Genomic DNA, 23,657 nt, shown 5'->3' with positions numbered 1-23,657 from the left:
CAACAATTAATAAATAACATTATGAAATCAGATAAAATAATTTTAGGAGTCTTGGGTGGAGTAGCTATAGGAGCGTTATTAGGAGTTCTTTTTGCTCCTGACAAAGGCGACGACACACGCAAAAAAATAATGGACAAGAGTAATGATTATGCAGATGAGTTAAAAGATAAACTTGACACTCTTTTAGGATCTATTACTAATAAGTATGAAAAGCTTTGGAAAGATGGAGAAAATATAGTTGCAGAAGGAAAATCTAAATTCAAGGAGGCAAAAAGCCAGGGTGAAGATTTCGTTTCTGAAAGTAAATCGCAATTCAATGATGCTAAAAATGAATTTAAAAATAGCTAATTTATTTTTCAATTGACTAATTTTAAGATAAGTGCACAATATTTTTAAGATGGAAAATAACACATCAACAATAGAAATGCTTTTTGAAAAAGCAGAAGAATATACTAGGACAACAGTTGAACTGATGAAGCTGCAAGCAGTCGATAAGGCCGCTGATGTGACATCATCACTGCTTTCTCGGATAGTGGTTTCTATTGTTTTTGTTTTATTTGCATTTTTATTCAACATCGGTTTATCGTTGTGGGTGGGAGAATTTCTAGGGAAAGCATACTATGGTTTTTTTATCGTTTCCAGTTTCTATTTACTCGTTGCAATTATTTTATATATCGTAAAAGATAAGGCACTTAAAACCCCTATCCGAAATTTTATTATTGTTAGAATGCTTAAAAAAAATTAGTATGAACAACATCAATCACACCGAAACTTTACAAGAAGCCATACAATTATTGAAAATGCAACAAGCGGGACAATTAGACCTGCTAAAAGAGCAATATCGTAATACATATGAGCATTTAAAACCAATAAATATATTGAAACGCTCCTTTAATCAGTTGACTAGCACAGCTGACTTTAAAGGAAGTGTTGTTAGCAATATTGTTGGAATTGGAACAGGATATTTGACAAAAAAAGTTTTACTAGGATCAACGCCTAATATTTTTAAAAAAGTCTTAGGTACTTTGCTTCAACTTGCGATTACCAACGTTGTCACTAAAAAAACAGAAAAATCGATTGATAACAGTATTCACAATGTTCAAGACTTGAGTAATTTTAAGACTTTACCGTAATTCAAAACAGTTAGAGGATAGCAAAATGCTATCCTTTTTTTTATTTATAAATTGTAATTTTAAATTAGAGCCTTGTATTATGCCAAATAGTCTATGAAATTACTGTCATGTTTTTGTCAAATCGAGCGCAGTCAAGATTACGTTCGATTTACAAGCAACGTTTGGTATTTCATTACAATCATGATGTTGTGCTCAACCTGACAAATTTTAATTCTTTTTAAATGTAAATTCAAAACATGAATAGTATTAATTATTTTTTAATACTTAAATAATTTGCAGTAAATGTTCGTTGTTGTACTACAAAAATCCAAATCTTGCCCTTTAAAATAAAAATTTGTAATTAATCTTTTACTAAGCAAATAAAACGAAATTTTATGAGCACTGAATTTTCCCATCTAGCTAAAAATTTATTATTTTATTCTCTACATTGCAATTTGCTTGTAAAACCTAAATCATCAATGAGAAAACTGACGCAATTAAAATTCGCTAATTACCATTAAATTATATCATTGTTAAAACCATGATTACCACTATTTGAACTCAAAATCAAACTCCCATTTCAATTTTTTTTCATACCACAATTCCCCATCCAAAACAACCAAAGGACAATCAAAATTGTTTGTGTAAAGTCCGCCCGTGCCTAGTCCTTGCGGCATTAAATTCCGTTGTAAAAATGTCCATTGTGCAATTGCATTCAGACCGATATTACTTTCTAAAGCTGAGGTAATCCACCAACCTATTTTGTGCTTTTCAGCCACTGAAATCCACTGTTGTGTTCCACGATAGCCACCTACAAAACTGGGTTTTAAAATGATGTATTTAGGCTTGATTTTTACTAATAATTTCTCTTTATCTTCTTCATTAAATACGCCGATTAATTCCTCATCCAAAGCAATAGGTAAAGGACTCAATTTACACAACTCTGCCATAGTGTTAGTATTGTTTTTCGCAACAGGTTGTTCAATACTATGTAACTCAAATTCAGTTAATTGCGTTATTTTATTTAAAGCTAAATCTAAATTAAAAGCACCATTCGCATCAACCCGAATTTCGACTTGTTCCGGAGTAAAATGCCGCCTAATAAACCGCAACAAGTGCAGTTCTTTATCAAAATCTATAGCTCCTATTTTGAGTTTGATACAACGAAAACCTTCCGCTAGTTTTTCTTCAATTTGTTCCTTCATAAAAGCCTCATCACCCATCCAAACTAAACCATTGATTTCCATTGATTTTTTACCATCAGTAAACTCCGAAGGGAACAACAAAAAAGGAGTCTCACTTGCTACAGATTGAAACGCCATTTCGACTCCAAATTGAATTGATGGAAACTCTAATAATGCCTCCCAGAGCAAGTCTTTACCAAGATGAATATTAGCACAAGTCCACTGTAATTTTTCTTCATAATCAGGTCGATCGTCAATACTCAATCCTCGCAGAATACCGCACTCGCCTATTCCTTTTTTTCCGTCTTGTTCTAAAATAATAAACCAGGTTTCTTTTGTATTCATTACCCCACGTGAAGTACCAGAGGGGCGCTTGAAATTAAGAATGTATTTATGATAAGTTGCTTTCATATTTTTTTAAACCACAAAAATTAATAAAAATTTTAAAGGATTCGTAAAGGTTTTTAAATAGTGGTCTAAGAGTTTTGAATAAGATCTAAGTCTCATTTCCAAAAAAAATATTACGGACTGACAACTAAGGACTAAAACTGAGGACTGAGGACTAAGAACTAAAAACTAAGCACTAAAAAAAACGTCAATCAAAAATCCGCAAAATCCGCTCAAAATCTTTATTTTGGATTCCCACTTTTTTAAACAGTCCAAAATCTTGTTTTATTTTCTGCGTCCAACTCAAGCTATCGGTAACATTTTGAGATTGGTATTCTTTGTAAATCGCTTTCGCCAAAGCATAATCATCATTCAATAAATGGGCGTGTGCCAAATTTAATTTAAGCAACAACTCTGTATCGTCAAGCTTCTCGCCTGCTTTAAGGAATTTAATCGCTTTTCCATATTGCTTCGTTAAAAGATAATTCTCACCAATCGCATTATAATCCAAAGCAGTTGCTTTTCCGTCATTAATTATCGTTATAAAATTTTTAATAGCTTCACCGTACTTTCCTTTCCTATTTAAACTTGAAGCTTGTTTGCGCAGATCATCATAAATACTTTTTGAGAGATTGCTTTCGCCAAAACAACTATCGCCAAAATCTTTAAACGCTTTAGCACGCTCCAAAGCCAATAATTTTTGGAATTCCTTAAAACTGTACTTTGATTGGATTTTGTCGAGAATGCAAACGCAAAAATCATCTGAATTGCTCATTTTCTGAGCTAAGTTGGATGTTCTACATTGATCAATAATTAACTTTCTATTTTCAGCAGTCCAACCCCGACTCAATTTGTTATCCACCCATGGCACAACTTCAAGAACGACTTTTTGATTCATGATCCAATTCTTGCTTTCAAAACCAAACCATAAATTTGCTGCATTTAGTTTCATGCAAGGAGATTTATCTGCTGAAAGTAACTTTGCATCTTTACTTACAGGCGCGTCTTGAATTAAGCAAGCAGCATCTGTTTTTCCATTTTGTTTGTAGCTATTTGCCAAATTTTCGTTGGAAAATACCGCGTATTTGCATTTATCATCTCCAGAAATTTTTGATAGAATAAAAACCGCTCCTGCTGAACCTTGGCTGATTCCTGTGGGATCTGGAATTGCTTTTAAAACCGACACTAAGCTATTTGCCATTTGCTGGTTTTTGTCTAAAAGTGTAATTCTAAAAACGACCTCTGTAGTTCCTTCCGGAAAATCTTGCGTTTTTATTATAATTCTGTCCCGAGCAGAAACCGTAATTTCTTCGGTTGTCGCTCGTGTCTTGTCCCAATAACCGTCTTTTTGCGCAAAACTAGACTGAAATACTATTGCTGTAAATAATAGAAAAATTTCTTTTTTAATATTCATGTTGTTGATTAACGAGATTTTTATCCCAGATTACTTCACTACAATTTCATTTATTTGGTATTCAGTGAACTCCGTTTAAAGTGGAAATCCTTTTATAAAGCTCCCAGCCTGCTAAAGGCTGGAAGCTTTATAAAAGATTGAAACGTCCCAAAGCGTCGGGAGCTGGAATAGCTCCAAAAAAAAATTACAACTCAATCGAATTCCCTATTTCTAGTAACATTAAATCTTTTCCTTTATTGAAAAATTTACGAATGGAATCCTCGTGATCGATTTCGATGTACCCAAAAGTATCAAAGTGGTAACCAAGAATTTTATCACATTCTAAGAAATCCGAAGCGATAATTGCATCCTCAACATCCATTGTAAAATTATCTCCTATTGGCAGGATAGCCAAATCAAGTTTTGTACGCAGGGGAATCAGTTTCATGTCCATTGTTAGCGCCGTATCGCCAGCAATGTATATATTCTTGTGTTCGCCCTCAATCACAAAACCACCGGGATTGCCTCCATAACTTCCATCAGGAAACGAACTGGAGTGAATAGCATTCACATATTTTACTTTTCCAAAATCAAAATTCCAACTCCCACCATGATTCATGGGATGAGATTGAAAGCCTTTTGACGCATAATAACCAGCAATTTCAGCATTAGAAACAATTACTGCATTCGTTCTACCAGCAATTGTCTCAACATCAAGAATGTGATCGCCGTGTGCGTGCGTAAGCAAGATATAATCAGCTTTTAAGCTACTTATATCAATGTGAGCCGCTTTTGGATTAGCAGTAATATAAGGATCAACTAAAATGTGCTTACCACCAATTTCAATTCCTAATGAAGCATGACCGTAGAAAGTTATTTTCATGTTTTTGTGTTTTGTTAAATGTTATTGAATTTAGCGATAAGCAAAATTTCACCGCAGATTTGCAGATTTTTTAATGTAATTTGATTTTAATTCGTTTATAAGTCTTCATAAAAGCTTGGAGAAATAATTAATTTCAAAAATTATGTCGATATTAAAAGTAAATTCCATTTTTAAATTTTTCTTTCTGTCGCAAACTACTTTATCTTCCGCCCATCACTGTATTTACAATCAGATCCGAAAAAAAGTAAATCATACAGAGTGCCAGCAAAATTGAAAGTGCAAAGGTGCTCAACGCTAATTTTTTTAATTCAGGATCTAACAATCTAGGCTCTTGATTTTTACTAACGGTAATTAAATGTTTAGTCAAAGGAATGTAAGCCAGTAAAAACAGGTATTGATCAAAGTTAAAATCACTCAATACTGCAAATAAAACGATCAAAATCATTGCTGAAATGATAAGAAAGTAATGGTATTTTTTTGCTTTAGCTCCACCAATTTTAACAACAATCGTATTTTTATTAGATTTTCTATCCGATGCTTCGTCTCGCATGTTATTCAAATTTAAAACGCCAACACTCAATAATCCTATTGCAATTGCTGGCAAAAATAATATAGCGTCTAACTGTTTTGAATATAAAAAATTGACTCCTAAAGTACTTACCAACCCAAAAAATATAAAGACAAATAAATCGCCAAATCCTTTATATCCATAAGCTGTATCGCCCACTGTGTAACGTATTGCTGAAACAATCGCTAAAATACCAAGCACTAAGAAGAACAATGAATAAACGATATTTGTATCGGCAAAAGCATAATAAATTAATAAAATAGCAGAAAGCAACGTCAAAAATGAAGTCATAATTATGGCGCGCTTCATCTCTTTTGGAGAAATTACACCGCTTTGAATAGTCCGTTTTGGACCTACTCTATCATCATTATCTGTTCCTTTCAAACCGTCGCCGTAATCATTTGCAAAATTTGAAAGTATTTGTAAACCTAACGTAGTTAAAATAGCAAAACCAAAAAGTCGCCAATTAAAAACTTCTGTTGGTGTCAAGATATTTTCTGTTGGATTTGCCAACGCGTACATACTTCCAACAATTATTCCCGATACCGATAATGGCAATGTTCTTAATCGAGCTGCTTCAATCCAATGTTTCATTTCTTTTTATTTATATTTTAATCTTTATGGTAAATTTTCTTTTTTAGTTTTTTTGAAACTACATCCAATTGCTATCAGAAGTTTCGATTTCATACAACCATTTATTGATGTACTGCTTTAATACGATATAATCTCCTAATTGAAAAGCAATATCTCCACCAGCAGTATGCAATATTACCGACCCTATATTTAATTTTTTATGCCAAAAAAGTTGTGAAGTTGAAACCGCTTGAATTTTGCTGGGTTTAATTATTTCCTTTTTCACGTCCCAAGCCCCGCTTTGCTTAATAATGAAATCTTTGTTAATGAATAATCTATTATTTACAAATTTAAAATATTGAATTAATCCAATACAAATCACATAAATTGGAGCCAAAAAAGCATAATCAAAAATAGAAGAATCAATATAAGATCCAATTGCGATGAACGCGAACAAAGGTAATCCTATTGTTAGAAATATTGAAAAAATAAGTTTACGCCAATTGGGTTTCAACATTAAACCTTTGGTAGGAATCTTTTGGTATAATAAATTTAAAATCTCATTTCCTTCCGCTTCACTGCATCCAGGAATTTCTATGGCTGAACTACTTTGTTCTTTTTCACCACTTGTTGCTTGTTTAATTTTTAGTTCTAAAATTTCCATTTTCTTTTGGAAAAAATTTCTTGAACTAACGACGATTTGAACTTTTTCAGGTTTTAAAATAGTGCTTTTAGTGCTTATTAATCCAAAGGATAGTAGTAAAGATCCATTTTGCCGAACTATAACATAATTATAATACTTGTAAATTGTTCGAAAAATATTGACAATTAAAACAATAAAAATCAACCAAAAAATGAACAAAAGTATCGATTGCAATACTAGATTTTGATCGATGTAATCTCCAAATTTCTCTTTGTAAACATCATCATCATCTCCAAACTTTAAAAAATTCTCGTAAATAGTACTAAAAAACAATAGCAATAATGCAATACTTCGTCCATAGTTAGAAGTGATACCAACTTTCAACAAACTTAAAAAACTGATTTTTAGAAAAGGCTGTAGAACATCGACAGATTCAGCTGTAGAGTCGTCCTCAGAAATAAGTTCACTATTGATATAACTTGATTTCAGGTCGTTGTCTAATAAACGCGATTTCAACTCTAAAGCTAATTTATGGGAAATAGCTTTTATAGCACCTTCCTTTTTATTACTTCCTGCTGTATCAACATTAAGTTCGTAAACACCTATTAATCGTTGAATAAATGATTGATTGATATTTACTTGTTGGATTTTATTGAGCTGAATCGCGGTCTTAGTTTTATTAATAATGCCTTCATTAATAATAAATTCTTTATTTTCAGAATCTAAAGCAAATGTAAAGTTTAGGTATTTCAAATAAGAAATGATTCCAATCGCAGTAAATACGGCGACTAATGAAAGAACTAAATAAATTTTATTTACCTCATTAAATCTAAAAGCGTAAATTAAAATTATAGGCCAAAATGCGCGACCATAGCGCTGAAGTGAGTAAAAAAACAAAACCCAAATCCCAACAACGGATTGTCTTTGAGGCAAACTAAAATCAGTACTCATTACAATTGTTTTTGAATTTTACCCATTAATAATTGCTTAATCTTTTCGGCTTGTTCTTTATCAATTCCAGGTATTTCAAGATCGCTCGAACTTCCACCAGCGGTAAAAATTTCTACTTTGGCTAAACCTAAATAACGCGAAATTAGTCCTTCATGTAAAGCTACATGCTGGACTCTATTGTAAGGAATTACGATTGTATTTGTTGCGATTACGCCACTTTTATACAGCACGTCATGCTCTCTAAAAGCAAAGCCTTTTCTTTTATATCCTAATATTGAAAATGTTGTTATCCAAATAAAAACTACAGGAAGTATTGCACCAATAATTAACCACAATCTCCCCGAGAACAGTTCAGGTCTGAAGAAAGAGAACACAGTGGGAACCAACATTAATATTGCAATAATTATTACCAAATTGATTACAACCACCGTAAAATACTTCGAATGAAGCGGTGTGAAAATAACTTCTTCAAATTTCGGAAGTTGGGTTGTATCAATCGTTTCGTTTGTAAAATTTTCCATTTAATAGTTTTATTTTTACTGCTAAGACAAATTTTTTCGTTTTATGAGCAACGGTAGGTTGTAATTTTGCCGTTAAGGCACAAAAGCGCTAATTTATTTTGTATCGTTTGATTTTATTGCAGTGATTAGAACTATTTAATTAATTTGTATAGCATAAATTAATCACTATATACTTGCCACTGACCACTAACTTTTCTGACCTCTGCAACTGATCCCTGAACACTGACCTCTGCCGCTGATCACTAAATACTGACCACTGACCACTACCTTAAGGCAGCCACTTTTTCTCAAAATTCGGTTTTCTTTTCTCTAAAAAGGCGTTTCTACCTTCTTTAGCTTCTTCAGTCATATAAGCTAATCGTGTTGCTTCTCCAGCAAATACTTGTTGTCCTACCATTCCGTCGTCTGTAAGATTCATTGCAAATTTTAGCATTTTGATTGCCATTGGAGATTTTTGTAAAATTTCCTGAGCCCATTCGTAAGCTGTGTCCTCTAATTCGTCATGCGGAATTACCGCATTAACCATTCCCATATCCATGGCCTCTTGTGCAGAATAATTCCGACCTAAAAAAAAGATCTCTCTTGCTTTCTTTTGGCCCACCATTTTAGCTAAATAAGCAGAACCATAACCTCCATCAAAACTAGTAACGTCCGCATCTGTTTGTTTAAAAATAGCATGTTCCTTACTGGCTAAAGTTAAATCACAAACTACATGCAAACTATGTCCGCCACCTACAGCCCAACCAGGAACAACTGCAATTACAACCTTTGGCATAAAGCGAATTAGTCGTTGCACCTCGAGAATATTCAATCGGTGCTGGCCGTCATCGCCTACGTATCCTTGATGTCCACGTGCGTTTTGATCGCCACCGCTACAAAAAGAATAAATGCCATCCTTAGAAGAAGGTCCTTCTGCAGATAACAAAACAACACCTATAGACGTATCTTCCTGAGCATCATAGAAAGCGTTATAAAGTTCGGCAGTTGTTTTTGGACGAAAAGCATTGCGTACATCGGGTCTATTAAAAGCGATTCTAGCCACGCCATTGCACTTTTTATAAGTGATATCTTCGTATTCTTTAGCGGTAATCCAATCCATTATTATAGCTTTAAATTATTTTACCGTAAAAATAAATCATTTTTTGCACTATAGCTATTCTTGCACACAATCCTTACGGTAATCCTTCTCTGATGAAAGGGTTTTGAATGTTAAAAATCAATATAAAATGAAAATTTTAACAGTCGTCTATTGTATTTGTTATTAACTTTAATACAGGTTAATAAGATAAATAGAATTTATTTATGTTATTAACTGGTGATCCTAAAACGATTTATTAACCTAAAAGAAGAATGCATTGAGTACAATTAAAAATGATGTCGCTCCTTTTTCGACGATGCTAATTAATCATAAGATTGCAAGAACGTTTAAAACCGAGTTAACGAAAAAATCAATTGCCATTTTAGCAATTTCTAAAAAGTAACACCTACGGTTGAAGTAAAAGATTTATTTTTCTTGTTGTTGCAAAAGCGAAACATTAATAAAATTATTTTTAGAAAATAAACTTTCAATAAATAAAAAAAACCATTGGTTAACTGTGAACTTAGATGCATAACGAAACGACAGTTGGTTTAAAATTTGATGACAAAAAACTTTTAATTTGATTTTTTTTGCGGTTAGGATAAACTATTCTAAACTAGCATTAAAGGGAGAAAGACTAACCGTTTCCGATTAGTCTTTCTTTTTTTATTCTTTTACCAAATAAATTCCGTCTTCCTTAATTTCGATTAATTTTTCCCTATAAAGAGCACCAACCGCTTTTTTAAACGTTTTTTTACTCATTTTCAAAACCGTTTTAATATCCTCTGGATGTGAATTATCAGTCAATCTCAAAAAACCTCTGCTGGCTCTAAGTTCCTCTAATATTTTATCTGCATTTGGTTCAATACTTTCATAACCTTGAATTTGCAATGCGACATCAATTTTATTATCGGGACGAATCGTTTTAATGTAACCTCGCATTCGGTCGCCCGTACGAATGGCGTCATCATAAACTTCATCCTTATACATCAGTCCTTTATACTTTTCGTTTATGATTACATTAATTCCAATTTCAGTAATATGCGAAACTATCAAATCAACTTCTTCGCCTTTTTCTACAGTCAGCTCTTCATTTTTAAGAAACTGATTGGTTTTACTTGAAGCAACTAATCGATTTGTTTGTTCGTCCATGTAGAGGTACACTAAATAGCGTTTTCCCTTTTCCATAGGACGCGCCTGCTCTTTGAACGGAACTAAAATATCTTTTTCCATTCCCCAATCCATAAAAGCACCCACTTGATTGGTATAATTCACACGCAAAAGTGCAAATTCATTCAGCAATATATAAGGTTCTAGAGTTGTAGCAACAGGTCTTTCTTCATGGTCTAAATATACGAAAACGATGAGCTCCTCGCCTATTTCAAAATCATTTGGTACATATTTATTGGGTAATAAAATATCGTGAATTCCCTCAGGATCTTGCTCGGGATTTCCCAAAAACAAACCCACTTTGGTATCCCGTAAAATGGTAAGCGTATTGTATTTTCCTATTTCAATCATTTTCTTAAATTCTTAGTCATTTCTAACTTTATCAAATGCAAAGGTACAAAGATTTAATTGACGAATAATTTTACTTTAGCGTTATAAAAACCTATCTTTAAAAGTAGCGAAGCTTGCATCAATTATATTGCTAGAACCATATTTTCTTGACCTTCGCATTATTAAAAAATATTTAAAAATTACTAAAAATATTGATAATGAAAACAGCCTCCCTAAGAAAAGAACTCGAGTACAATGAAGATAAAGTTGCCATTGATGTCATGATGGAAACAGAAACATCAAAGGAGATTAGAATATTGTTTCGAAAAGGTCAGTTGATGAAAGAACATAAAGCAGGCTATCCTATCACCGTAGAAATTCATCAAGGATGGATAACTTTTGGTGCAGAAGGTGAGAAAATGACATTGAAAACAGGAGATTTAATCTCTCTAGATGCTAATATTCCGCATGATTTACTGGCCGAAGAAGATAGTATTGTAAGATTGACTTTGTCAAAACTGGACACTGTTGCAAGAGTAAAAAAAGTTTTGGAATAAATAACTCAAAAATTGATTACGGTATTTGAGTTATACCATTTTGAAAAGCAAAATATGCAAATTCTCATAAGTTTTGAATATTCAAATTGATTTTTCATTTTTAGGAGCAGAAAATTTGTCATTCAGCTCACTTTCTCTCCCGCTATTCGCAGTATCTGCGCCCAAAAGCGCAGGATACTTGCTTCTATCGGGGCTGCAATAGAAAACTTATTTTTACAACGCTTTCCTTAAATAAATATTGAAAACAAATAAGGTAGTTTTTAAATCCGTAGAAGAAATAGAAAAACAGATAAGTTTTGCTTTTGTATTTGATGGTTCTTTCTTAGGAACACAAAATTTTGATAGAAAGCAAATTTTGTTTAACTGTATGCATTAGCTGGACCTAAAACGCATGATTGCTTCTCTTGGACTCTAATAAAAAACCTAAAAAAAATACCTTTTAAATTTAAATGCTCAACAAATGCTAAATCCTGTACCTGAGAAAGTTTATTATCATTTTTTATTAACTTTGGGCAACTAAAAAAAACTTAAATGAAAACAACTTCACTCGTCTGTTTATTTCTATTACTCTTAAATTCCCAATTTACTATTGCGCAAACCACCGTTGATGATCCCGAAATAAAAAAAATGATTTCTGAAGTGAAATCGGAAAACATGGAAGCCACTGTTCGTAAACTCGTAACTTTTGGAACGAGACATACATTGAGCGACACTAAGAGCAATACTCGTGGAATTGGAGCAGCACAACGCTGGGTTAAATCAGAGTTTGACAAATACGCGCTTGAATCTAATGGAAGATTGACCTCTAAAATTGATTTCTTTACGATAAAAGCTGATGGACGCCGTATTGCTGCTGATACCCAGCTTGGGAATGTAATGGCCACTTTAAAAGGAACTGATGCTACAGATGATCGAGTTTTAATAATTAGCGGACATTTAGATTCTCGTGCTTCGGATGTAATGGATTCTAAAATTGATGCTCCTGGTGCAAATGATGATGCTTCTGGAGTTGCAGCAATGATGGAACTTGCCAGAATTATGAGCAAAAGAGAATTTCCATTCACCTTGATTTTTGTTGCCGTAGTGGGCGAAGAGCAAGGACTATATGGCGCAAAACATTTAGCGGATGTTGCGAAAGAAGGAAAATGGAATGTAGTCGCTATGATCAATAATGACATGATAGGAAACAGTTTGTCTAGCGGAACTTTACTTAGAGACAACACCCAAGTTCGTGTTTTTAGCGAAACTATTCCGTATCTGGAAACAGAAGCCGAATCCAAAATGCGTAAGTCAACTAATCGCGATAACGACAGTCCGTCAAGACAATTAGCGCGATATATAAAAACGGTTACCAATCAATATGTAGAACAATTAGACATCAATTTGGTATATCGCAACGATCGTTTTTTACGAGGCGGCGATCATACTCCTTTTAGTCAAAATGGGTTTACGGCGATTCGTTTTTGCGAAATGAATGAAAACTACAATCACCAACATCAAGACGTTCGAAAAGAAAATAGCGTACAATTCGGCGATTTACCTGAATTTATGGATTTCGAATATATGAAAAAAGTAACTTGTTCTAATTTGGCTACTTTCAGTAATTTGGCTTGGTCACCAAAAACGCCAACAAACGTAGGAATTGAAGTAAAAGACTTGACTAATTTTTCGACTTTACTCTGGACAGCTCCAGCCGGCAAACCAGTTTATGGTTATAATATTTTGATTAGAGAAACAGCATCATCTCACTGGGAAAAAACAATTTTTGTAAAAGACATAAAAGCAGAAATCCCTTATTCCAAAGATAATTTTTTCTTCGCCGTACAGAGCGTTGATGAATTCGGACATTCTAGTTTGGCTGTTTTTCCAGTGCCGATTAGATAAAAATTATAGTTATAAAACTAAAAAGCGTTTGCTTGGGCAAACGCTTTTTTTATAGACATCATTTAAATCTTCAATAATACTTTTGCACATTTATTTTAATTTGTTGGATGGATTGTCAGCACAAAAATTGCCGCTTAGTAACTATTATAGAGAGAAAAGCCGAATTTTTTAATTTACACCACATTTCTCTATCAAATTGGATATGTACTTCTCAATTAATTTTTCTCTTATACTGATAAATAATAATTTTATTTCAGTTATCGAGCTTTCAGACCCAAAAATTTAAATAAGAATTTATCCCACTCAACGAACAAGGAAAATAGTATATCAAAAAAAGTAGTTTTACTTTTAATTTTCTAATTCTATGATTTCATTAAATCCAGTAAACCTGATAATTTGCTTCCATAAAAAGCTATAGGTTCCAAAAATAATAAAGATACAAGCTAGCCAATATGGTCCTTCATTCTGATAATTTATGTTTGAGAATAGTATATCCAAAAGCCAAAATACTCCAAAAGAGATTAGCAATATTACAGCTGAAATCCTTAATGTAAATGAAATAACTTTAAGACCTTTTTTTAGTGGTAGCATAGTTGTGTGATTTGAATAAGATTGAATTGTCGCTATTATTTTTTTTAAAACAGCAGCAAAACACCTTATGATTTGGAACACAAAAATAAAACAACTCTTTCCATTTTCATTAAACACTTTGTTAACACCTATTTTAAAGTGATGAACGCCTCGTTCTGTCTATTGAACAACAAAAGCCTTTAACTATTAGTGTTAAAGGCTTAACTAATTTAATCTTTTCTCTAAAAAAAGAAATAGTTTAAGTGTAAATGGTTTCCAATTCACTCACTCTTTCCTCTGGAATAGCTAGCCTAGTAGCCATTCTGTTTAACATTTTTCTTTCTTTATCAGATATACTACCATCTATTAGAAGTTCCTGATACTCTTCAATGTGCTCTTGTTCGTTTTCATTTAAATCTTCGATTGAAGACAATTGTTTTTTTAACTCTACAGATTATCCGCTTAATCAACTATTTATTGTTCCGTTTAATTGAACTAAAAATATACCATAATTTTTTTCTTTTTTCTGATATCTAAAAATTAAAATAGGCATCAAACCGAGAGTGAAAACAGAAATAAATAAATAAAATATGTAGTAATAGATTGATTTACTTCCATCATCGCTTTCTTTAGCCCAAAGTAAAATTCTTGCTACACCACTCAAAATTAATGCTACAAATAAAGCCAATATTAATTTCTCAACGACTTTTTGATATATGTATGATAAATCGTAATCTAATATTTCCGTAATTGGCAATAATAAAAAGCAAAATATTCCAATAAAAAAATATTTAAATAAATAGTGATTTATTGAAGTAATTTTGCACACGGAGTTGGCTTGTTGATAAACTTTATTTCCTTTTAACCAGATAGCAGGATCTTCGTTTTCAATATTTTTCATTGCTTTTAAATCTTTTTTTAAAGCAATAAAAGATTTTTTATTGGCTACCCTTTTTTTATTATTTGCGTCATCATTCTCTGCTTCACTTACTATTTTTTGCAATAAAACTGCGAAAAGAGATTCGTGTTGAGACATTAACCAAATTCCGCCACTTGACTCTTTACTTGACACAGCTTCGAGAAAACTGGTGTTAGGCAAAATTACATTTGTTACAATCTCTTCTAATACATAGGTTTTATTTGGTTTTACAGCAGTGGTGCTGTCATTTTTTCCGTTTGACCATCCCCAAGATTTAAATTGTTCTAACATATAATCACAAACCTGAATCAGATAAAAGTTCATAACAAAGAGGTAGAATGCATCGTTGCACGATTCACCATAAAGCATAACAAATTCATCTTGCTGATCAGTATTGTATTGTCTGTTAGCTTCTACAAGGAATAATTTCCAATAATTTTCACTATTATTATCAAGTAAATCTCGAAAATTTGTAATTGTTTCCAACTTTGCTCTTGATAAGGCTAACTTTTTCGGAGCTAATTTAGCAAGTGCCTCATCATGTTTCATCCCAGCATAGATATCCCCAAAGAATCCAATAGCTCCTCCAATTAAATTAGTAGCACCTCCAGCTTTTCTACCTGCAAAAAAACCGACAATACCCGATAAATTTTGAATATTATTTGCTAAACCTTGAAATTTTTCTGAAACTTCAGCAGCCAATTCAGAAATAATAATTATTTCCTTTTCTATCAAATCAATGTCCGTCCTTAAACCCTTAAGTTTCTCTTGTATTGTATAACTCATAACCTTTTTTTTTAAATTGACATAAAAGTTATTACCATATTAGTAATATTATCAGATGTGCTCCGTAAAGTTCCAATTAATTCTGACCTATGTCTTATATAATTATGATCGTTACTATAACTATCCATATTCAATATTTCATTCAAAATCGAATTTGTAGTATTAGAAAAGCTCGGCAGAACATTTTGTATTAAATTTGCTTGAATTTTACATTTTTCGATTCTCATGTCAAATTCTTTACACATTATTTCAACTTGACAATCCATAATTTTTATCGATTTTTCAATTTCTTTAGCTTGAAGGATTATCATTCCTATCTTATCTACTGTATAATCAACTTGGGAAAAAATAGAATTATAATTTTCGAATGCAGTGTCAACATTTTGTAATGCAACATTAGTATTTTCATATATTCTTTCAAACTTTGAAACAAAATTTTGATCATTCATAATTGATGTGCTTTTGGTTAACAAAATAAATTATATTCAGAAAACTTATGTAATTACAACGCCGCTGCGTGTTTCCCTTTATTACTCCCGTTCGGATGTCTTGAACATGAATTTCCTGTTAGACTTGAAATGGAGGAAGATGAGGTTCCGCAATACTTACAGCTGTATTTTGATTTTTCACTTCCTTCATATAATTTGTGCCTGCCTTTATTACCTCCAAGTGGATGTCGGCTGCAGGAACTTCCTGTTAAACTCGATATACTGGAACTTTTTGTTCCGCAGTATTCACAATAAAAATTTGACATAGGGTTTAATTTTTTGATTGGTTAATTGTTCTTCAAAAATATAAACTAATACTTTTTACAATTACTTATCTTACCAAAACCCCTTTTTATCTTACAAAACCCCTTTTGTGGTTTTTAAACTAAAAAAGCTCTTACCAAATCTTGGCAAGAGCTTTCTTAAAATACTCAATTTTTAAATAGCTAACAAAATATAAACCGTTGTTCCTTGAGTTTCGGAGTATTCAATTGTGATAGGATTCTCTATTTCAGGTTGCAGTAGTGACAACCGTTCTTTTGTTAATGAAATACCTTTCGATTTATGAAGTTTTACTTTTGTAAAGGATGCACTCCCTTTACCATTATCGATGATTTTACATACCATTACTGCATTAGTTTTCATTTGAAAAGAAAGCTGTAACTTGGGATCTTGTGAATTGTCGTTGAAGGCGTGAACAAACACATTTTCTACAAAAGGTTGTAGCGTCATGGTGGGAATTTTGTATAAACTACAATCAATGTTGGGGTCGATTTGAAAATCAACCGCAATACGATTACCAAATCGCATATTTTCAATTTGGATATAGCCTTTGAGGTAATTAATTTCTTCGGCAATAGTTATTCTCTTTTCTAATGAATTTTCTAAAGTTTGACGCATCAATCCCGATAATTTGCTGACAAAATTGAGCGAACTATCGACATCATTGCTGATAATAAAATGTTGAATCGTATTAATAGCATTGAACATAAAATGCGGGTTCATTTGATTCAATAAAACGTCCGACTCCGTCTCTGCAATACGTTTTTCGATTCGAGCCTTTTCTTTGGCTTTAAACTTGTACCGTAAAATAATTGTAACCAAAAAGCAAATTATTACTATGCAAAACAACACAATAAACCACCAAGTCAACCAAAATGGCGGCTGAATTTGAATATTCAACAACTTAAAAATAGTGGCTTTACCGGCATTCGAATCAAAAACTTCTACTTCAATTGTGTAATTCCCATAAGGCAAATACGATAAATACAAATTCGTTTTATCACTATACGGACTCCAACGGTTACTACTTTTTAGACGATAACGATACTTTAATTTATTGGGAAATAGGTGTCCTTTTGGAATAAAATTAATAGCAAATGAATTATTTTTATAATCGCAAACTAACTTATTAGATGCATATTGAAACCACCTGTATTTTTCTTTTGGCAGTGCAATACCATTAATTGCCAAACTGCTAATACCGATGGCATCAACTGTAATTTGTTCCTGTACCACTTTATCTAAATCAACAACATAATAGCCATTTTTAGTACCCAACCACAATTGATTTTCAAAAATCTGAGAGGTTGTAACCGCACCATCTTTTAGACCTTGTTCTTTATCAATTAATCTAATTATTCCGTTGTGATAAATATTTAAGCCCTTTTCAGTTCCAATAAGGATGAAATCTTTGTAGGCTTCGAGAAATAGAATTGTATTTCCAACCAAGTCTTTTTTAGCAATAGTTTTTAAAATTTCAAATGATTTTTTGTCGTCCACTATAAAAACATTCCCGAATTCGGCTGCCAAAATTAGCTGCCCTTTTTCATTAACAGTGATGTGTTTGAATTTTTTCTCTTTCCAAATTCCGTCAGCTAAATACGATTGAAATTGATTGTTATGAAACACATATAGTCCATTAAACACAGAAAGCAAATAGGTTTTATTATTGTTATTCAGAATTTTAACAATGTATTGCGGAGTATTTTTTTCGAACTTTGAATAATGCTTGCCTTTTAAATTATATATGTCATCATACACTCGGACTCCTGCATAAGTAATGGTTTCAATGAATTTATCGTTAGTAGTAAATCCAAATTTCAAACTATGCTTAGGAATGTACGCAATTATTTTTCCGTGTTGGTTTATTTCAAAGATCCCAATATTACTGCTAACCCAGATCGAATTTTTATGCTTTACCATTTCATAAAACTCAATCGCATCAGCAGGAATGTTAAAATTTAATTCAAAATCTCTGGATTCAACACCTTGTTTGCTTACACTATTTTTCCCTTTTTTAAGGAAAGAAAGTTCGCTGTTCTTAAAATCAGAACGTAAAACTGTTTTTAAAATCGCTCCTTTCGAATCTAAAAAAGAAATTCCTCTGTTATGTAAAATAAGCTTTTGATCGTTAAATACTTCAAAATCTATAATTGATTTTCCTTTAAAGGAATTATAATCAATCATTTGATCTAATCGAACTTCGTAAACTCCTTTGTCATTAGAACCTACATATAAAATATCTTTGCTTTTATCATAAACCACATTCAAGATAACTTTCGAATCAATTCCATAAAAATCAGAAACATCAATCATTTCATCATCCAAAATTCGATATAGTCCGCCATCAGGGCTGAAAATTCCCCAAGCTGCTGCATAAATACTATTTCGTTTATCTTGCGCAAATTGCCAAACTACTGATTTTCCGAATTTAGAAGAAGTCCAATTACCATTCGCAATATTTTGAATATCAAACTTACTAAGAAAACCATCATTAGCGGTATATAAAGTGGTTCCAAAAAGACCCAAACAATATGATTTTTCGTGCCGCTTAATTGAGATAATCTGCGGTGTTTTGCCAGATTCATCTATTTTAAATAATCCCTCAAAAATAGATGTGAAATAAACTTCATTTTTATATTCAAAAAAGGAAATACAAATAAAATCCTCCTTGTGAGCGGGAACTTTTGGCGTGACTACTTTATGGCTATTGATATCGATAATAGAAACGCCTTGCTCTGTACCAACATACATTTTATTTTTAAAAGGAAATACTTTTCTAGTTTTATCCGCTGGTAGACCATTTTTAGTAGTAAAAACGGTGAATTTCTTTCCGTCATATTTGCTTACTCCACCGCCGTAACTCGCAAACCACATCTTTCCATTAGCATCTTGAGAAATATCCCAACAGCTATTATGCCCTAGTCCATTTGATTCATCTATAGTTAAAAAAGATCCGTTTTCCATTATAGCAACTCCATTTTCTGTACCAATCCACAATACACTTTTTGAATCTAAAAAAAGAGCGCGTACGGCATTATTAGGCAAACCGTCTGTTGTAGAATAATTTTTTGAAGGGAAATATTGTGCTAACAAAGATTGAAACGCCAGAAACAAAAAGCAAAGTGAAAACCTAATTCGTAATGGCATCGATTAGCTTCTTTTTTGTAAATAATGCATCCGAAACAGGAATAATATGACCGGTAATCATTTCTAAATTATAGTCATCTGTTTTAAATCCTTTGATATAATTTTTGTTTATTAAGAAACTTCTATGGACTTTAATATAGTGCGATTCTACAAGTATTTCGCAAACTTCCTTAAACGTTTTAGAGGTAAAATGTTCTTTTTCAATGGTATGAATACTTGTGTAAGAACCATCAGATTTACAGTAAACAATAGTGTTGGCCTGAATTACTTCAAAACCATTTTTAGTGGGAAACACAATTCTTTGCTTATCTACAAACTGGTTATTGATGTTATCTGTTAGCAATTTAAATCGATCAAAATCAATTTTAGTGTCTTTTTTAAATTCAAAACGAGAAATTGCTACTTGAAAATCTTCATTATTAATAGGTTTAACTAAATAATCCAAAGCACTATTTCTTATAGCTTGAATGGCAAATTCTTTGTACGCAGTGGTAAAAATTATCTCGAAGTTGATTTTATCAAAATACTTTAGTAATTCAAATCCATTCTCGTCAGGCATAGCAATATCCAAAAAAACTAAATCAGGCTGATTTTTTTTTATAGATCTAACGGCACTTTCTACTGAATTGCATTCATCAAGTACTTCAATACTTTCATTATAATAACGCTCACAAAATTTTCTTAGAAAACTACGAGCATGCAATTCATCATCAACAATAATAACCTTTATTTTCATGAAAAAAAACTTATGGAATTTGAAAAAGACTAAAATAGGATATTAATTTAGTTCCCAATAAAAAATCACATAAAAAGGTAGTAAAAATGAACGGAAGCTACTATTTGTCTTTTGGAGGATTTTATTATAGAATTTCAGTACTAATTGAACTGATTGCATAATGTCAGTAATTCAGCTGCCCTATTAATTACAATCGTGCTCTTTATTAGATAATTACCATCTACACCAACTCCCTAAAATACTGTAGCAAAATACTATCATTTTTTAATGTCGGCGTGAAAATTTCTAAAATACAAGGTCTTTCATTTTGAGCATATAAAGTCGTCAAGCTGCTAGTTAAACTCGTTTCGTTGCTAGCGATTGAATAATCAAAACCATACATTTTTGCCAAATGTTCGGCTGTCAAACAATGGGAAGTTTCAAAAAAGGTATTAAAAACAGGACTTTCTTCATGTCCAGGCAAAATTCTAAAAATACCACCACCACCATTATTTATTAGAATGATTTTAAAGTTTCTAGGGATGTAACTATTCCATAAAGCATTGCTATCGTATAGAAAACTAATATCACCAGTGATGAAAACTGTTTGTTTTTTATTGGCAACAGCCGCGCCAATTGCAGTCGATGTACTACCATCAATTCCGCTCGTTCCACGATTACAATATACTTCGATTAACGGATTAATATCAATTAATTGTGCATATCTGATGGCTGAACTATTGCTGATTTGCAACTGACTATTTTCTGGTAAACTTTGAATTACTTTCTCAAAAACCACAAAATCAGAAAAAGGAATTTTCGACAAGTAGATTTCGTGTTTTGCTAATCGCAATTGTTTTACAGCATCCATCTTAACGAAATAATCACTGCTAATTACTGTTGTTAATGGTAAAAAAGCTTTGAAAAAAGTATTTGGTCCCAATTCAAAATGATGAGTCAATGCACCAAAAGTGTCGTAAGCTCTGAGCGTATCAATATGCCAATGGTGTTTTGGTTTGTATTTTCGCAGGAATGCTTTGATTCGCTTGGAAACAATCATTCCCCCAAAAGTGACAAGTATTTCTGGTTGAAAATATTCAAAATCATCAGTTGAAAAAGGGGTTATTATCGTATCTATATTATTGATGAACGTATCGTGATGCAAGTTAGATGTTGTTTCTGTCATCACAACAACCGATTCATCTTCTGCAAAAGCGTTACTAATTTCTTGATCAATACTATTAAGATCATTAACACCAACTAAAATCATTTTTTTAGTTGATTGATTCCAAATACTCGCATATTGAGCAAGATCTTGAATGGAAATTTCCTGCGTATCTTTTGCGAAAGCAATATTATTTACATTTACAGAAAGCTCTGAAACAATTTCGTAAAGAGGTTCTTCAAAAGGAGCATTAATGTGAACAGGTCCTTTTTTTGTAATAGAAATGTTTATCGCGTCATTGATTTTTACATCATTTTCAACAGAGACATCTGCTAGTAAGTTTGCGTTATACAAAGAGTGGTTTTCAAAAACATTTTCTTGACGAATGGTTTGGCCGTCGCCAATGTCAATTTTGCTTTGCGGACGATCTGCTGAAATTACGATTAACGGAATCTGACTGTAAAAAGCTTCCGCAAAAGCAGGATAATAATTCAGTAAAGCAGATCCCGAAGTACAAACTAAAACCACAGGTTTTCTAGTTTGTTGCGCTATTCCCATTCCGAAAAAAGCAGCCGAACGTTCATCAGCAATACTATAACATTGAAAAGCTGGATTGTTAACAAAACCTATCGTTAAAGGAGCATTTCTAGAACCGGGAGAAATAATTATTGTGGTAATTCCTTTGGCCAAACAAATTTCGATTATGCTTTGCGCTAAAGGTATTTTTGGGTAAATCATTGTATCATTTTTCTGAAATACAAAGTTACAAACTTGCAATGCTTTTTCCTTTAGTTTTAGTTGTTTTTTATTATTTTTGAAACAAATAAACAGCAAATGGAAATCAAATTACGAGCTTATAAAATAGAAGATACTCCCGCAATTTTAGATATAATTAATTACAATATTTTACACTCTACTGCATTGTACGACTACAATATACGAACAATAGAACAACAAAAATTAATCTTAGAAGACAAATTAGCCAAAGGTTTTCCTGTTATTGTTGCGGAATCAGAAGGAATTGTTATTGGTTTTGGAATGTATAGTGAGTTTCGTTTTCGCGAAGCTTATAAATTTACCGTTGAACATTCTGTTTATGTAAATGAGAAATATCACGGCAACGGAATTGGCAAATTATTACTTGCAGAACTGATCAAACTTGCGAAAAACCAGAAGCTACATACTATGGTGGCAGTTATTGATGCTGAAAATCAAAGTAGTGTAGAATTTCATGAAAAATTTGGTTTTAAAACCGTTGGAATTATTAAAGAATCAGGTTATAAATTTGATCGCTGGCTCGATTCGGTTTTTATGCAGTTGATATTAGAATAATTTTTTCTACTAACAATATTGAGGGTTTAAAAATACGAAAAGAAAAATTTTAAACACATATAAAATATTCTTCTTGCCGCTAAGTCACAAATTCGCAAAGCTTTTAGTCACTTTAGTTTGATAAAAAGCGCAAGAATATTTTGTTTTGTTTTTGTGCATTCTTGGAAAATGAATCACAAAAGCACTCAAATAGTTATAAAACCTAATAATTTATCAAGTTCAAATTCAGAGTAAATACTTTAGTACCTCAAATAATAACTGATTGGGAATGTTGTAAAAATTCTAACTTTAAACATTATTTACAAAAAAGTACAAATGAAAAGAATAACAGTGTTTTGCGGTTCCAGTCTTGGAACAGAAGAAATCTTTACATCGCAGGCAATTTTAGTTGGTAAAACACTTGCCAATCAAGGCATTGAAATTGTTTACGGAGGCGCAAGAGTTGGACTCATGGGAGCAGTTGCTGACGCAGCTTTGAATGAGGGCGGAAAAGTCATTGGGGTTTTGCCTAATTTCTTAAAATCGAAGGAAATTGCTCATTTGCAGCTAACTGAATTAATTTTAGTTGATAGCATGCACGAACGAAAAACAAAAATGAATGCGCTTTGCGATGGCGTAATTGCATTGCCAGGCGGTTTTGGAACTTTGGAAGAACTTTTTGAAATGCTAACTTGGGCTCAACTTGGATTGCACACTAAACCTATTGGGGTTCTTAACATAAATGGTTTTTATGATTCGCTATTGAATATGCTGCAAACAATGGTTGACAAAGGTTTTTTGAAAGAAATTAATCAAAAAATGCTTATTGTAAGCGATAATATTGACGATCTTTTATTCCAAATGAATAATTACGCCGCACCAGCGGTTACTAAATGGATCACATCAGATAAAGTTTAACGAGAAAGAAAATACTATTGCCAAATTTCCAAAATCAAATTTGAGAACTTGGAAAAAAGACATTGCAGGAAACTTGACAAGGCCTGCAGAATTTCCAAAATTTATTATTTCTAAAAAAT

The 23,657-nt window shown here is 32.3% G+C and carries 23 protein-coding genes; 7 read left to right on the top strand and 16 right to left on the bottom strand.

Features of this window, described 5'->3' with window-relative positions:
* Positions 1-21 precede the first annotated feature (21 nt).
* From BUB42_RS04875 to BUB42_RS04865, 3 genes are read left to right on the top strand one after another with little or no spacing between them, the layout of a single operon-like run.
* On the top strand, positions 22-348 hold the full coding sequence (locus BUB42_RS04875; protein ID WP_073017765.1) for a YtxH domain-containing protein: 327 nt from the start codon (positions 22-24) through the stop codon (positions 346-348).
* A gap of 49 nt (positions 349-397) precedes the next feature.
* The gene (locus tag BUB42_RS04870) at positions 398-745 is read left to right on the top strand and encodes a hypothetical protein (RefSeq protein ID WP_073017763.1); all 348 of its coding nucleotides are present in this window, start codon (positions 398-400) and stop codon (positions 743-745) included.
* A 1-nt stretch (position 746) separates the two neighbouring features.
* Positions 747-1,133: a hypothetical protein gene (locus BUB42_RS04865; protein WP_073017762.1), complete on the top strand. Its 387-nt coding sequence runs from the start codon at positions 747-749 to the stop codon at positions 1,131-1,133.
* Positions 1,134-1,663: 530 nt separating this feature from the next.
* Here BUB42_RS04865 and BUB42_RS04860 read toward each other — a convergent pair.
* The 8 genes from BUB42_RS04860 to BUB42_RS04825 all read right to left on the bottom strand — a co-directional run bounded on the left by BUB42_RS04860 (position 1,664) and on the right by BUB42_RS04825 (position 10,814).
* The gene (locus BUB42_RS04860; protein WP_073017760.1) at positions 1,664-2,707 is read right to left on the bottom strand and encodes an o-succinylbenzoate synthase; all 1,044 of its coding nucleotides are present in this window, start codon (positions 2,705-2,707) and stop codon (positions 1,664-1,666) included.
* Positions 2,708-2,891: 184 nt separating this feature from the next.
* Entirely contained in the window at positions 2,892-4,097 is a 1,206-nt protein-coding gene (locus tag BUB42_RS04855; RefSeq protein WP_073017758.1) for a tetratricopeptide repeat protein, read from the bottom strand.
* Positions 4,098-4,281: 184 nt separating this feature from the next.
* Complete coding sequence (locus BUB42_RS04850; RefSeq protein ID WP_073017757.1) at positions 4,282-4,959, bottom strand: metal-dependent hydrolase; 678 nt, start codon at positions 4,957-4,959, stop codon at positions 4,282-4,284.
* A 199-nt stretch (positions 4,960-5,158) separates the two neighbouring features.
* Complete coding sequence (menA, locus tag BUB42_RS04845; protein ID WP_073017755.1) at positions 5,159-6,121, bottom strand: 1,4-dihydroxy-2-naphthoate octaprenyltransferase; 963 nt, start codon at positions 6,119-6,121, stop codon at positions 5,159-5,161.
* 58 nt (positions 6,122-6,179) lie between these two features.
* The gene (locus BUB42_RS04840) at positions 6,180-7,694 is read right to left on the bottom strand and encodes a PH domain-containing protein (RefSeq protein ID WP_073017753.1); all 1,515 of its coding nucleotides are present in this window, start codon (positions 7,692-7,694) and stop codon (positions 6,180-6,182) included.
* Positions 7,694-8,215, bottom strand: coding sequence for a PH domain-containing protein (locus BUB42_RS04835; protein ID WP_073017751.1), 522 nt, complete (start codon positions 8,213-8,215; stop codon positions 7,694-7,696). The genes BUB42_RS04840 and BUB42_RS04835 overlap by 1 nt, the downstream gene beginning before the upstream one ends.
* Before the next feature lie 268 nt (positions 8,216-8,483).
* On the bottom strand, positions 8,484-9,314 hold the full coding sequence (locus BUB42_RS04830) for a 1,4-dihydroxy-2-naphthoyl-CoA synthase (RefSeq protein WP_073017749.1): 831 nt from the start codon (positions 9,312-9,314) through the stop codon (positions 8,484-8,486).
* Between the two features lie 645 nt (positions 9,315-9,959).
* On the bottom strand, positions 9,960-10,814 hold the full coding sequence (locus BUB42_RS04825) for a CvfB family protein (RefSeq protein WP_073017747.1): 855 nt from the start codon (positions 10,812-10,814) through the stop codon (positions 9,960-9,962).
* A gap of 197 nt (positions 10,815-11,011) precedes the next feature.
* Here BUB42_RS04825 and BUB42_RS04820 point away from each other — a divergent pair, with 197 nt between their 5' ends.
* Entirely contained in the window at positions 11,012-11,350 is a 339-nt protein-coding gene (locus BUB42_RS04820; RefSeq protein ID WP_073017745.1) for a cupin domain-containing protein, read from the top strand.
* Positions 11,351-11,881: 531 nt separating this feature from the next.
* On the top strand, positions 11,882-13,234 hold the full coding sequence (locus BUB42_RS04815) for a M20/M25/M40 family metallo-hydrolase (protein WP_073017744.1): 1,353 nt from the start codon (positions 11,882-11,884) through the stop codon (positions 13,232-13,234).
* 348 nt (positions 13,235-13,582) lie between these two features.
* Here BUB42_RS04815 and BUB42_RS04810 read toward each other — a convergent pair whose 3' ends face one another.
* The 8 genes from BUB42_RS04810 to menD all read right to left on the bottom strand — a co-directional run bounded on the left by BUB42_RS04810 (position 13,583) and on the right by menD (position 22,047).
* Positions 13,583-13,825, bottom strand: coding sequence for a hypothetical protein (locus tag BUB42_RS04810; RefSeq protein WP_139257284.1), 243 nt, complete (start codon positions 13,823-13,825; stop codon positions 13,583-13,585).
* Between the two features lie 238 nt (positions 13,826-14,063).
* Complete coding sequence (locus BUB42_RS16385) at positions 14,064-14,237, bottom strand: hypothetical protein (RefSeq protein ID WP_170857187.1); 174 nt, start codon at positions 14,235-14,237, stop codon at positions 14,064-14,066.
* A 33-nt stretch (positions 14,238-14,270) separates the two neighbouring features.
* Entirely contained in the window at positions 14,271-15,509 is a 1,239-nt protein-coding gene (locus BUB42_RS04805; protein WP_073017740.1) for a hypothetical protein, read from the bottom strand.
* Between the two features lie 11 nt (positions 15,510-15,520).
* Positions 15,521-15,958 (bottom strand): hypothetical protein, encoded by a 438-nt coding sequence (locus BUB42_RS04800; RefSeq protein WP_073017738.1) that lies wholly within the window; start codon positions 15,956-15,958, stop codon positions 15,521-15,523.
* A gap of 53 nt (positions 15,959-16,011) precedes the next feature.
* Positions 16,012-16,263, bottom strand: a complete 252-nt coding sequence (locus tag BUB42_RS04795; protein ID WP_073017736.1) for a hypothetical protein — start codon at positions 16,261-16,263, stop codon at positions 16,012-16,014.
* 172 nt (positions 16,264-16,435) lie between these two features.
* Positions 16,436-19,429: a sensor histidine kinase gene (locus BUB42_RS04790; RefSeq protein ID WP_073017735.1), complete on the bottom strand. Its 2,994-nt coding sequence runs from the start codon at positions 19,427-19,429 to the stop codon at positions 16,436-16,438.
* Complete coding sequence (locus tag BUB42_RS04785; protein WP_073017733.1) at positions 19,413-20,165, bottom strand: LytR/AlgR family response regulator transcription factor; 753 nt, start codon at positions 20,163-20,165, stop codon at positions 19,413-19,415. The genes BUB42_RS04790 and BUB42_RS04785 overlap by 17 nt, the downstream gene beginning before the upstream one ends.
* A 220-nt stretch (positions 20,166-20,385) precedes the next feature.
* A complete protein-coding gene (menD, locus tag BUB42_RS04780; RefSeq protein WP_073017870.1) occupies positions 20,386-22,047 on the bottom strand; it encodes a 2-succinyl-5-enolpyruvyl-6-hydroxy-3-cyclohexene-1-carboxylic-acid synthase in 1,662 nt (553 codons plus the stop codon).
* Positions 22,048-22,143: 96 nt separating this feature from the next.
* On the opposite strand from menD, the gene BUB42_RS04775 reads away from it, so the two are divergent.
* Entirely contained in the window at positions 22,144-22,641 is a 498-nt protein-coding gene (locus BUB42_RS04775) for a GNAT family N-acetyltransferase (RefSeq protein WP_073017868.1), read from the top strand.
* Between the two features lie 315 nt (positions 22,642-22,956).
* Positions 22,957-23,538, top strand: coding sequence for an LOG family protein (locus tag BUB42_RS04770; protein ID WP_073017730.1), 582 nt, complete (start codon positions 22,957-22,959; stop codon positions 23,536-23,538).
* Positions 23,539-23,657: the final 119 nt, after the last annotated feature.

The organism is Flavobacterium micromati, from assembly GCF_900129585.1.
Lineage (GTDB): Bacteria > Bacteroidota > Bacteroidia > Flavobacteriales > Flavobacteriaceae > Flavobacterium > Flavobacterium micromati.
The sequence above is the reverse complement of the archived record's forward strand: the minus strand, read 5'-3'. Positions and strand labels throughout refer to the sequence as shown.

Bases quoted from the DNA above. Each gene is read 5' to 3' on its own strand.
- BUB42_RS04865 (WP_073017762.1), top strand. From the start codon at position 747: ATGAACAACATCAATCACACCGAAACTTTACAAGAAGCCATACAATTA.
- BUB42_RS04860 (WP_073017760.1), bottom strand. From the start codon at position 2,707: ATGAAAGCAACTTATCATAAATACATTCTTAATTTCAAGCGCCCCTCT.
- BUB42_RS04800 (WP_073017738.1), bottom strand. From the start codon at position 15,958: ATGAATGATCAAAATTTTGTTTCAAAGTTTGAAAGAATATATGAAAAT.
- BUB42_RS04810 (WP_139257284.1), bottom strand. From the start codon at position 13,825: ATGCTACCACTAAAAAAAGGTCTTAAAGTTATTTCATTTACATTAAGG.
- BUB42_RS04795 (WP_073017736.1), bottom strand. From the start codon at position 16,263: ATGTCAAATTTTTATTGTGAATACTGCGGAACAAAAAGTTCCAGTATA.
- BUB42_RS04840 (WP_073017753.1), bottom strand. From the start codon at position 7,694: ATGAGTACTGATTTTAGTTTGCCTCAAAGACAATCCGTTGTTGGGATT.
- BUB42_RS04770 (WP_073017730.1), top strand. From the start codon at position 22,957: ATGAAAAGAATAACAGTGTTTTGCGGTTCCAGTCTTGGAACAGAAGAA.
- BUB42_RS04785 (WP_073017733.1), bottom strand. From the start codon at position 20,165: ATGAAAATAAAGGTTATTATTGTTGATGATGAATTGCATGCTCGTAGT.
- BUB42_RS04855 (WP_073017758.1), bottom strand. From the start codon at position 4,097: ATGAATATTAAAAAAGAAATTTTTCTATTATTTACAGCAATAGTATTT.
- BUB42_RS04775 (WP_073017868.1), top strand. From the start codon at position 22,144: ATGGAAATCAAATTACGAGCTTATAAAATAGAAGATACTCCCGCAATT.
- BUB42_RS04850 (WP_073017757.1), bottom strand. From the start codon at position 4,959: ATGAAAATAACTTTCTACGGTCATGCTTCATTAGGAATTGAAATTGGT.
- BUB42_RS04805 (WP_073017740.1), bottom strand. From the start codon at position 15,509: ATGAGTTATACAATACAAGAGAAACTTAAGGGTTTAAGGACGGACATT.
- BUB42_RS04820 (WP_073017745.1), top strand. From the start codon at position 11,012: ATGAAAACAGCCTCCCTAAGAAAAGAACTCGAGTACAATGAAGATAAA.
- BUB42_RS04830 (WP_073017749.1), bottom strand. From the start codon at position 9,314: ATGGATTGGATTACCGCTAAAGAATACGAAGATATCACTTATAAAAAG.
- BUB42_RS04870 (WP_073017763.1), top strand. From the start codon at position 398: ATGGAAAATAACACATCAACAATAGAAATGCTTTTTGAAAAAGCAGAA.
- BUB42_RS04875 (WP_073017765.1), top strand. From the start codon at position 22: ATGAAATCAGATAAAATAATTTTAGGAGTCTTGGGTGGAGTAGCTATA.
- BUB42_RS04825 (WP_073017747.1), bottom strand. From the start codon at position 10,814: ATGATTGAAATAGGAAAATACAATACGCTTACCATTTTACGGGATACC.
- BUB42_RS04835 (WP_073017751.1), bottom strand. From the start codon at position 8,215: ATGGAAAATTTTACAAACGAAACGATTGATACAACCCAACTTCCGAAA.
- menA (WP_073017755.1), bottom strand. From the start codon at position 6,121: ATGAAACATTGGATTGAAGCAGCTCGATTAAGAACATTGCCATTATCG.
- menD (WP_073017870.1), bottom strand. From the start codon at position 22,047: ATGATTTACCCAAAAATACCTTTAGCGCAAAGCATAATCGAAATTTGT.
- BUB42_RS04790 (WP_073017735.1), bottom strand. From the start codon at position 19,429: ATGCCATTACGAATTAGGTTTTCACTTTGCTTTTTGTTTCTGGCGTTT.
- BUB42_RS04815 (WP_073017744.1), top strand. From the start codon at position 11,882: ATGAAAACAACTTCACTCGTCTGTTTATTTCTATTACTCTTAAATTCC.